Annotated in this window: 10 protein-coding genes and 2 pseudogenes; 9 read left to right on the top strand and 3 right to left on the bottom strand. The window is 63.8% G+C overall.

All coding sequences use genetic code 11. The features are described from left to right. From OEZ60_RS21585 to OEZ60_RS21575, 3 genes and pseudogenes are all read right to left on the bottom strand, one after another. A pseudogene (locus tag OEZ60_RS21585) lies at positions 1 to 274 on the bottom strand (mandelate racemase/muconate lactonizing enzyme family protein); the annotation flags it as partial. Positions 275 to 424: 150 nt separating this feature from the next. After that, positions 425 to 1741 (bottom strand): glycosyltransferase, encoded by a 1317-nt coding sequence (locus OEZ60_RS21580; protein WP_263340860.1) that lies wholly within the window; start codon positions 1739 to 1741, stop codon positions 425 to 427. 4 nt (positions 1742 to 1745) lie between these two features. Continuing rightward, the gene (locus OEZ60_RS21575) at positions 1746 to 2705 is read right to left on the bottom strand and encodes a GntR family transcriptional regulator (protein WP_263340857.1); all 960 of its coding nucleotides are present in this window, start codon (positions 2703 to 2705) and stop codon (positions 1746 to 1748) included. 168 nt (positions 2706 to 2873) lie between these two features. Between OEZ60_RS21575 and OEZ60_RS21570 the strand changes: the two genes are divergently transcribed. The 9 genes and pseudogenes from OEZ60_RS21570 to OEZ60_RS21530 form a co-directional block, all read left to right on the top strand. Further along, positions 2874 to 3929: a polyamine ABC transporter substrate-binding protein gene (locus OEZ60_RS21570; protein ID WP_263340854.1), complete on the top strand. Its 1056-nt coding sequence runs from the start codon at positions 2874 to 2876 to the stop codon at positions 3927 to 3929. Positions 3930 to 3983: 54 nt separating this feature from the next. After that, complete coding sequence (locus OEZ60_RS21565; protein WP_263340852.1) at positions 3984 to 4850, top strand: ABC transporter permease; 867 nt, start codon at positions 3984 to 3986, stop codon at positions 4848 to 4850. After that, on the top strand, positions 4843 to 5637 hold the full coding sequence (locus OEZ60_RS21560; protein ID WP_263340849.1) for an ABC transporter permease: 795 nt from the start codon (positions 4843 to 4845) through the stop codon (positions 5635 to 5637). Before OEZ60_RS21565 ends, OEZ60_RS21560 begins: the two co-directional genes overlap by 8 nt. After that, positions 5634 to 6617, top strand: a complete 984-nt coding sequence (locus tag OEZ60_RS21555; RefSeq protein ID WP_263340847.1) for an ABC transporter ATP-binding protein — start codon at positions 5634 to 5636, stop codon at positions 6615 to 6617. The genes OEZ60_RS21560 and OEZ60_RS21555 overlap by 4 nt, the downstream gene beginning before the upstream one ends. 15 nt (positions 6618 to 6632) lie before the next feature. Then, positions 6633 to 7910 (top strand): glycosyltransferase, encoded by a 1278-nt coding sequence (locus OEZ60_RS21550; protein WP_263340845.1) that lies wholly within the window; start codon positions 6633 to 6635, stop codon positions 7908 to 7910. Continuing rightward, positions 7907 to 8272 (top strand): cupin domain-containing protein, encoded by a 366-nt coding sequence (locus tag OEZ60_RS21545; RefSeq protein WP_263340843.1) that lies wholly within the window; start codon positions 7907 to 7909, stop codon positions 8270 to 8272. Before OEZ60_RS21550 ends, OEZ60_RS21545 begins: the two co-directional genes overlap by 4 nt. Then, entirely contained in the window at positions 8269 to 8616 is a 348-nt protein-coding gene (locus OEZ60_RS21540) for a cupin domain-containing protein (protein WP_263340841.1), read from the top strand. The genes OEZ60_RS21545 and OEZ60_RS21540 overlap by 4 nt, the downstream gene beginning before the upstream one ends. 7 nt (positions 8617 to 8623) lie before the next feature. After that, entirely contained in the window at positions 8624 to 10132 is a 1509-nt protein-coding gene (locus OEZ60_RS21535; protein ID WP_263340839.1) for an aldehyde dehydrogenase family protein, read from the top strand. A gap of 82 nt (positions 10133 to 10214) precedes the next feature. Further along, positions 10215 to 10451: pseudogene (locus OEZ60_RS21530) on the top strand (IS6 family transposase); the annotation flags it as partial. Between the last annotated feature and the right edge of the window lie 125 nt (positions 10452 to 10576).

Here is a 10576-nt window from a genome sequence, read left to right as displayed (position 1 = left end):
CCTTGATCTGGAAGCGCGAATAGCCCTTGGCGCGTTCGGTCTCGAAGGCGGCGAGCGTCTCCTCCCGGCTGCCGATGCGGATGACCGAGAGCACCGGCAGGCTCTCGGCGACGCGCCCGCCCCAGAGGTCGACCAGGGGCAGCCCGTGCACCTTGGCGCAGAGATCCCAGAGCGCCATCTCGAGCGCCGTCTTGGCGTTGCCGTGACCACGCAGGGCCGCCGCGATGTCGGCGAGGATCGCCGCCACCCGGCGCGGATCGCGGCCGAGAACCACCGGCGCGACGTGGCGGATAGCATCACCGCCAGGCGGTTGATCTCGGGGCTCGTCTTGAAGTAACGAAATGGGGAACGTTTGCTCATGGCCGAACGCTATCGGCCACCTGTCCGGGCCTCAAGCCAGGTTCTTCTGACAGAGCCAGTGCGTCTAGACCGCGTCCGGAAATCCTATCATCGGCGCGGCGCCTTCGCTCCCCCGAAACGCTACCGCAATTATCTGGTCGGCCGCCAGATCAACGCCGTTTTCAGGGACCATGCGGCGGGCGTTTTCCTTCAGCGTCTCGCGCATCAGCGTATCCTCAAGTGCCGATCGCATCACCGCTACCAGTTCCTTCGTCGTCCAATGCGCACGATGGAGCCACCTGCCTGTCCCGGTTTCAACAGCACGGCGGGCGTTGTCGTGACCGTCCCAGCAATAGGGCATGATGAGCGACGGCACACCGCAATATAGCGCTTCGCAGAAGCTATTGTTGCCGCCGTGGTGGATGAAGAGATCCGCCTTGGCCACGACACTTGGCTGCGGGAACCACTGATCGAGAATGATATTGTCAGGTACCGCGCGATAGGCGTCCCGGAATGCGCCGACATTGACGAGGAAACGGGCAGGAAACTCGGCGAACACGGCGATCAGTCGCTTAATTAGGTCGGTATCCAATGCACCGAGGCTACCGAAAGAGACATAGACCAGCGGCCCCTCGCCCGCCGCGAACTCCGGAACATTATAAGGCGCCTCCTGCCGGACGCATCCTTCGAGGAAAGTGAAGCGCGCAGTGTCCAGCGGGACCTGCCGTTCATGACGCAGGATCGAAGGGGCCAGCAGAAGATTGTGCCAGGGCGAGGGCTCGAGGAACCGGCACTCGTCGAGCGGCGGTACGCCATGACGGGTGCGGAAACTGTTGAACCGGGCATGGACCGGCCCGACCGCGGCATTGTAGCGTTCGGCGAAGGCCCGCCATTGCGCTTGGTCATCCCCCGGAAGACCAGACAAATATGGCGGAACATTCGGATCCGGCAGCTCGGTTTCAGCGCAGGAGATCACCCGCACCCAGGGACAGCCCGCACGAAGTATCGCGGGAAACATCACAACGTTGTCGAGAACGACCGTATCGGGTCTGAGCCTTTGCAATAGCGCGAACAGCGGTGCCTCGGCTTGTTCGGCGGTCTCCACGATCGCGTCCCATGTGGGGGCAACATAGGTTTCGATCTGGTCGTCGGGGTCGAGATCGAAATGAGGCTGGTGGCGGCTGATGAAATCCTGCCAGTAGGTTTCCGGCGCAGATGCGTCGGCCAGCGGCAGATGGTATTCCTGAAAGCCGTATTCCGCGAAGACGCCGGAAAACCCCGCGTGGCAGATGAAGACCGGCCTCGCGCCTCGCGCCTTCAAAGCCCGCGCGATGCCGACGCAGTTCAGAGCGGCGCCGAAGCTTGCCTCGGGGAAAAGCGCAATGGTGGGGCCGACGTTCATTCCGTCATCGATCGTGCGAAGTGGTGCGGATGGCAAGCGGCGGCACGCCGCGGTTCGCGGCCCTTGGCCGTTGGCTGCGCGACAGGCGCAGGTGGACGCGCAGCAGGTCGGCCGCGACCATGACTTGACCGCTTTCCAGATGATCGAGGATTTGGAGATGCTCGTGCATAGCCTGCCTGAGCCGCACGACATTGCTGCTCACCGCTGCGCCAGGCAAGCCGCGTAGGCGGTGATGGGCAACGAGCACCCCGCTGACGTAGCGGTTCGATGCTCCGCGCGCAATCAGCATGTGAAACTCGAGGTCCAGCCGACGAAAACGGTTGCCATCGAGGCGGTCGTCGGGTTCCGCCAGAAGCGTCACCATTGCGCGGCGCAGCGCGGCGGCCCGATCCTGATCGAGCGCGAATCCCGGTGTTGTCAAGGCAGCAGGTTCGAGAATCAGCCGGAAATCGAGGCTGTCGGACTGCGACTCAGGACTGTCGGGAAGTTTGGCGAAGACCCAGGACTGGCCTGGCGCGCGCGAAACGAGACCATCCTCAGCCAGGGTGCCGAGCGCCTTGAGGACTGTCCGGCGATCGGAAGCATAGCGGCGCATCACCTCGCCCACCGTCACGGTCTCGTCAAGGCGGCGGGCGGCGCGGTCGCGAATGATGCGGGCTGCAAGCTCGGCCTCCTCGGGGTCGGGCAGCGGCTCGGCAAAGGCGCCGGCGAGGGACACTCCGCTGGCCAGACGGTAGCCCTTATCTGTCTCGTGTTCGACAAGACCCTGTTTCGTCAGGAGTTTCAGCGCCGCGCGGACGGGCGTGCGCGAGACGTTGCACTGCGTGGCGAGGAACTGTTCTGGAAGGTGCGCGCCGGGCCCCATCCCCCGTTCACGCGCGACATCGAGAATACGGCGTGCGAGATCCAGATGGTTCTGGCGCGGTCGTGACGAAGCGGTTCTGCTGCCGGTTCTCTGCATCATCCTTCCATCTCGCAGGGGGGTATCCCCGCCGCCTAGGATATTGACGTATTTTTTCACTGAATAATACTATCTGGTCAAGGCGATCAGCCTAAGGTCGTCCAGTATCGGTTCTAAATGCAAAAATAATACAGTCGACTTCGGTCAGCACCCAACAGAAGAGGACCTGAAATGACACAGCAGAACTCTCATTTTCGGCAATTGCTGGCCGGCGTGGCCGCCGCTGGTCTTGCCGCCGCCGGCCCGGCTTCGGCCGAACTGGTGATCTCGAACTGGGACGGCTACATGGCGCCGGACGCGGTCACGGCCTTCACAAGTGAAACCGGTGAGGCCGCCGAGATGGTCGTCCATGCCACCAACGAGGAAATCATGGGTAAGCTGATCGCGTCGGGCGGCGCGGGTTACGACGTCGTGTTCGTCTCTTCGCCCTTCGCAGAGGTTCTGCACAACCTTGACCTCTTGGAGCCGATCGATGCGGGCAAGGTGCCGAATATCGTCAATCTCTATCCCGAGGCGGCCGCCTTGCCGCACGATCCGGGCAACACGTTCTCGGTGCCCTATGCCTGGGGCACGACGGGCCTTTGCTACCGCTCCGACCTCGTATCGCCCGAGCCGACGTCGTGGAACGACCTCCTCCATCCGGCCGAAGCTCAGGTGGGCAAGGTCACGCTTCTCGGCACAGACCGCTGGCTTCTGGCCGCCGGGTTCCTTTCACACGGCTTTTCCGTCAATGAAACTGACCAGGCCAAGCTCGACGAGGTCGAGGCCGACCTGATCGAGGCCAAGAAGACGATGCTCGCCTTTGACGACACGACGTTCTATTCGAAGCTGGTTTCCGGCGAGGCGACGCTGGTCCACGCGTGGGACGGCTGGTGCAACTACGGCATCGCCGAGAACCCGGACATCAAGTTCATGATCCCGTCAGAAGGATCGGACCTCTGGGTCGACACGATGGTGGTGATGAAGGCTTCCGAGAACAAGGACGGCGCGTTCAAGTTCATCAACTACATCCTCGACGCCAAGAACCATGCCTGGGCGGCCGAGAACATCCTTTACAAGGTGCCGAACAAGCCGGCGATGGAGAGCCTTTCAGCGGACATGGCCGCGACCTATCCCAATATGGGCATGGCACCCGCTGACCTCGTCGCACTCGAGCAGCTCCGCGACGTGGGCGATGCCAGCCGCGCCTATGCCAAGGCCGTCAGCGCGATCAAGGCCGCGCAGTGACCTGAGATGCGGGGCCATTTAGCCCCGCACCGTTTCCCGGAAAAGACCCCTCGCGTGCAGAGCCCGAATACCCGCTCGACCCTCCTGATGGCGCCGGCCCTTCTGTGGCTGACGGCATTGATGGTCGTTCCCTGCGGGCTGATCCTCGCGCTCGGCTTCTTCCGGCGCGGACTTTACGGCGGGATCGAGTATACCTTCACGCTGGAAAACTTCGCGCTGATCGTCGATCCGCTCTATGCCGGGATCTTCCTGACCTCGGCGCGGATCGCGGGCCTTGCGACCCTGATCGCCGTCGTCATCGGCTATGCCGCCGCCTACGCCATCGCCGCCGCGCCGCGTCAGCGCCAGCCGTTCCTTCTGTTCCTTGCCGTCCTGCCCTTCTGGTCAAACTACCTGATCCGCACCTATGCCTGGATCGTTCTGCTGAACCGCGAGGGGCTGATCACGCAAGGCCTGCGCATGCTGGGATACGAGGGCGAGCCGCCGTCGATGCTCTATACCGAAGGCGCGGTGATTACCGGGCTCGTCTACAACTACCTGCCCTTCGTGATCCTCGCCTGCTACGCGCCGCTTGCCCGGCTGAACCCGGAGCTTGCCGAGGCGTCGCGCGACCTCGGCGCCTCGGCCTTCACCACGTTCCGCCGGGTGATCCTGCCGATGACGGTGCCGGGGATCGCCGCCGGCGCGGTCTTCGTCTTCGTCCTCTCCATCGGCAATTTCATCACCCCCGCCCTGCTCGGCGGCGGCCGCTTCCAGATGATGGGCAACCTGATCTACGCGCAGTTCCTGACTGCGAACGACTGGCCCTTCGGCGCGGCGATCTCCATGGTGCTGATCGCGATCATGATGGGGCTTCTGACGCTTCAGGCCATTGCCGCCGAGAAGGGCGCGGGCGAGAAGCGGGAGGGCGCCGATGGCTGACCGTTCGCCCGCCACCCGCCGCAGCCTTGCCGCCGTTCTCGTTGCGGTCTTCGCTTTCCTCTACATCCCCATCGCGACACTTGTCGCGCTCAGTTTCAACGAGGGTGGCCTGCCCACCGCCTGGACCGGCTTTTCGGTCAAATGGTACGGCGCGCTGATGGCGAACCGCGACATCCTTTCGGCCGCTCTCAACACGCTGATCGTCGCTGTGATCTCGACCGCCATCGCCGCGGTTCTGGGAACCCTCCTCGCGCTCGGGATCGAAACGCGCAGACGGAAAGGGCGGGCGCTGGAGGCCCTGGTGTTTGCCCCGATGATCATTCCCGACATCGTACTGGCCATTGCACTCCTGAGCTTCTTCTCGCTCCTGAAGGTGCCGATGGGGCTGCACACGATCATCCTGTCCCATGTCGTCTTCAACCTTGCCTTCGTCTCCGCCGTCGTCCGGGCGCGGCTGAAAAGTTTCGACTGGTCGGTGACCGAGGCTTCGGCCGATCTTGGCGCTTCTGCCCTCACCACCTTCCGCCGGGTGACGCTGCCCCTGATCCTGCCTGCCGTCATCGCGGGCGCGCTTCTAGCCTTCACCCTGTCGGTCGACGAGTTCATCATCGCCTTCTTCACCGCCGGGGCCGGTCGTGCCTCCACGACGCTTCCGATGCAGATCTTCGCGATGATCCGCTTCGGCGTGACGCCCGAGATCAATGCGCTGGCGACATTGGTGATGATCGTCTCGGTCACCGCGCTGACCCTGTCGCAACGGCTCAACAAGGGGGTGATCGCGCCGTGACAGCACTTCTGTCGATCGCCGACGTGAGCAAACGCTTCGGCGCCGTGACGGCGGTCGACCGGCTGTCGCTCGACATCATGGAGAACGAATTCTTCGCGCTTCTTGGTGCGTCGGGGTCGGGCAAGACCACGCTTCTCAGGATGCTCGCGGGGTTTGAGACGCCGGATGCGGGCGCGATCCACCTCGACGGCGCCGATATCTCGCGCGTTCCGCCGAACCGGCGGCCGGTGAACCTGATGTTCCAGAGCTATGCGCTCTTCCCGCATATGACTGTCGAGGGGAACATCGCCTACGGGCTGGAGATGGAGCGCCTGCCCCGGTCGGAAATCGCTTCGCGCGTGGCTGAGATCATGGAGACCACCGAGCTTGCGCCGATGGCAAAGCGAAAACCCGACCAGCTGTCGGGCGGCCAAAGGCAACGCGTGGCGCTCGCGCGGGCACTGGTCAAACGGCCGCGTTTGCTGCTCCTCGACGAGCCCCTGGGCGCGCTCGACAAGAAGCTCCGCGCGGCGATGCAACTCGAACTCAAGCGGCTCCAGCACGACGTCGGCATCACCTTCATCGTCGTGACCCACGACCAGGAGGAGGCGCTGGTCATGGCGGACCGCGTGGCGATCCTGAAGGACGGGCGGCTTCTGCAATGCGGCACACCGCACGAGGTCTACGAGCACCCAGCGAACCGCTTCGCCGCCGATTTCATCGGCGTGATGAACTTCATAGAGGAAGGTGGCCGAACGCTCGCCGTCCGGCCTGAGCGCTTACATCTCTTCCCCGACCGGGCTGATCGCACGGTCGAGGGCCGGGTAACGGCACGCGCCTATCACGGGCTCGACTTGCAGCTTCACGTCGCAACCCCGTTGTCGCCAAAGCCGCTTCTCGTCCGCCTGACCGCCAACGCTGCTGACAGGCGTCCGGTGTCCGAGGGCGATACCGTCACGCTCGGCTGGAACGACGCCGATACACGCCAATTCAACGATTAGAACAGGGAGACACTCATGGCCCAGAAAACCTTCGCCTTCTTCCCCGAAGCCGCCTTTGGCCCGGCACTGAACTCCGTCGGCATCGCGCAAGCGGTCGAGGCGCTTGGCCACAAGGCGGTGTTCCTGTCCGACCCCGGTTTCGTCGAGGTCTATCAGGGCTACGGGTTCGAGGCGCATCCCGTCGCCTTGTCGGAACCGATGCCGCCCGAGCAGATGGCGAAGTTCTGGGAAGATTTCATCAATGGCCACATCCCGAATTTCCGCAAGGCACCGATCGACCAGATCGACAACTATGTGAAGGATTGCTGGGAGGCCATCGTCGACAGCGCGAAATGGGCGCAGAAGGACCTGCCGGGCGTGCTGGCCAAGGTGAAGCCCGACGTGATCGCCGTCGATAATGTCATCCTCTTCCCCGCGATCAAGCAATACGGCGTGCCTTGGGTCCGTGTCATCTCCTGCTCGGAAAACGAGATCGAGGACGAAGGGATCCCGCCGCACCTCTCGGGTTGCGGCGAGAACGACGCGGCCTGCCACAAGGCGTTCCGTGACCGGTTCAACACCGTGATCAAGCCGATCCATGACGACTTCAACGCGTTCCTCGCCGAATGCGGCGAGGATGCCTATCCGATCGGCCAGTTCTTCGAAGCCTCGCCCTACATGAACCTCCTCCTCTACCCCGAGCCGGTGAAGTTCCATCGCGACGTGCCGCTAGACCCCGGGCAGTTCCAGTATCTCGAAGGCTGTGTGCGGAAGGAGGAACCCTATGAGGTGCCGAGCTTCGCGAAGAACAACGATGGCCCGCTTCTCTACGTCTCGTTCGGCTCACTCGGCGCGGGCGACACCGACCTTCTGAAGCGGATCATCGCGGCCCTGGCGAATTCGCCCTACCGTGCGCTCGTGAATATCGGCGACTATGCGGCCGAATATTCCGACCTGCCGGGCAACGTGCAGGTGGCAGGCTGGTTCCCGCAGCCCTCGGTCATTCCGCAAGTCGACGCGGTGATCCATCACGGGGGCAACAATTCTTTCACCGAATGCCTCTACTTCGGCAAGCCCGCGATCATCATGCCCTATGTCTGGGACGGCCATGACAACGCCACGCGGGTCCAGGAAACCGGCCACGGCTTCAAGATGCCGCGCTACGACTGGACCGATGCGGAGCTTCTGGCGAAGATCGAGACCTGCCTGGCCGACAAGGCGATGGCGGAGAAACTTGCACAGACCTCCAAGCACATGCAGGCGCAGAGCGGCCCGGCCAAGGCGGCAAAGCTGCTCGACGGTCTTGCGAAGTGAGCACCGCCCCGCATCTGCACGAGGCGTCGACCCGCACCGACCTCGTCGACTGGGGCGCCCAGCCCGACGCAATCGCGGGCGCCTCGTTGTCCTCGGGCAAGCTCGTCCACAAGGGGCCGGGAAACCGCCCCGAGATCGGCATCTGGGTCTGCACGCCGGGACATTGGCGGCTGTCGATCCCGCGCGACGAGTTCTGCCACTTCGTCGCCGGACGCGCCACCTACCGGTCCGACACTGGCGAGGTGATCGAGGTTACGCCCGGAACCGCCGTGATGTTTCCCGCCGGATGGACGGGAACCTGCGAGGTGCACGAGACGATGCGCAACACCTACTACATTTCCGACAGGGAGCCCCGGACATGACCAACACCCCATTGATGCGCAAGCCGCTGGAGCAGACCGACCTCGTAGATTGGGGCGTGATCCCGACAATGATCGAGGGGGAATCCCGCGTCTCGGGCCGGGTGATCCACAAGGGACCGGACGGGATGAGCGAATGCGGCCTTTGGATCTGTACGCCCGGCAAGTGGTTCTGTCATGTGACGAAGGACGAGTTTTGCCACTTCCTCGAAGGCCGCAGCACCTATGTGCATGAAAACGGCGAAGTCATCGAGATCACGCCCGATACCGCCGCCTTCTTCCCGCAGGACTGGAAGGGCACCTGTACCGTCCACGAGACCATCAAGAAGGTCTACATGATCCGCTGAGGCCAGAATGGACTTCGATCCCGCCCACCCCGCCTGCTTCGTCACCCCCGGTTTTCGGCCGATGGCAGGCGCACCACGCGATGTCATCGACCCCGCAACGCTGGACGTCGTGGGCCATATAACCGAGGCCGACGAGAGCGAGACAGCGGCGGCGCTCGACGCGGTTTCCGCGGCACAGTCCAAGTGGAAGCGGATGGATGCAAAGTCGCGCGCAAAGGTCCTGCACGATCTGGCCAATGTGATCGAAACAACAGACCACAAGCGCGCTGCGATCCTGATGAGCCGCGAGATGGGCAAGCCCTTTCCCGAAGCGATCGGCGAGATCGCGAACTGCGCGCCGATCTTCCGCTATTATGCCGAGATGGCGCGGGACGAGGCGGGAAAGGTCGCGGGCACGACGCAGGCGGGCTCGTTCCAGTATGCGCGATATGAACCCCTCGGCGTGTCGGTCCATATCATGCCCTTCAACTTCCCGGTCCTTCTCATGTGCTGGACCGTCGCCGCCTCCCTCGCCGCCGGGAACGGATGCATCGTCAAGCCGGCCCCCGCCACCACGCTCTCGACCCTCGAATTCATGAAATGCTTCCGGGGATTGCCCGAGGGCCTTGTCGCCTGCCTGCCGGGCGGCGCGGCGCTGGCCGAAAAGCTCATCGCCTCGCCCCGTACCCATGCGGTCGCCTTCACCGGCTCCGTCGCGGCGGGCAAGGCCGTGGGGATGGCCGCGGCCGCGGCGATGAAGCCTGCGGTGATCGAGGCGGGCGGCAGCGATCCGATGATCGTCTGCGAAAGCGCACCGCTCGACGTCGCAGCGGCGGGCGCGGTGACGGCAGCCTTCCACCTCTCGGGGCAGGTCTGCACCTCGGCGGAGCGGTTCTACGTGGTCGATGCCGTCCATGACGCCTTCGTCGGGACTTTCGCGAAAAAGACCCGCGCGCTGAGGGTCGGGAATGGCCTTTCGAAATCCGAGATCGGCCCGCTTGTCTCCGAGGCCGCGCGCGACCGGGTCGCGGGGTTGGTTGCGGATGCGGTCGCGAAGGGCGCGGAGGTCGTCACCGGCGGACGCGTTCCGCCCGAACTGAGCCGGGGCTGGTTCTACGAGCCGACGATCCTGACGGGCTGCAACGAGGGCATGGCACTTCTGCAGTCGGAATGCTTTGGTCCGGTTGCCGCCGTCGTCCGCGTGCGTGACTTTGACGAGGCCGTCTCGCGCGCGAACGCCTCCCCCTTCGGGCTTGGCGCATCAGTCTTTACCACCAGCCTTGAAGAGGCGATGGAAGCAACCGAACGGCTGGAGGCCGGTATGGTCTGGGTCAACAATCCACTCATCGACAACGACGCACTGCCCTTCGGCGGCTGGAAGGCTTCGGGACTCGGGCGCGAACTCGGGAGGCAGGGGATTGACGCATTTCGGCGTACGAAGATGGTCATCATCGACCACAAGCCGGCACTCCAGGACTGGTGGTATCCTTACTCCGACGACTGGTTTCTGGAGGGAGGCGGCCGCTCGTTAGGTTGACGCCCTGCCGGCGACTACTTGTGCGGGCGCTGTCAGAAGGAATCTGGTTGAGACGGGCAGGACGGCCTCGTAGCCTCCGGCCATGACGAAACGCGACCCGTTCAAGTATTTCCACAGCAGTCCGGAGATCATCCTCCTTGCAGTGATGCTCTATGTCCGGTTCCCGCTGTCGCTTCGGAACGTCGAGGACCTGCTTCACGAGCGCGGGATCGAGATCAGCCACGAGTCGGTGCGGTTCTGGTGGCAACGCTTCGATCCGAAGTTCGCCGCCGAGATACGCAAGAAACGGGCTGAGCGGCTGCGTTCCGGGCCGCAGTGGCTCTGTTGCACAAATCCTGTAGGGGATTCATCTCGTGAAACCAGCGTGATAGCTGGGGTGCATGAGCAGACCGACCCCACCGACCTACAAGATCAGGAACTGGCCAGCCGACAATGAAGCGCTCA

The organism is Albidovulum salinarum (assembly GCF_025673475.1).
GTDB lineage: Bacteria > Pseudomonadota > Alphaproteobacteria > Rhodobacterales > Rhodobacteraceae > Albidovulum > Albidovulum salinarum.
This window is presented reverse-complemented; position numbering and strand designations above follow the sequence as displayed.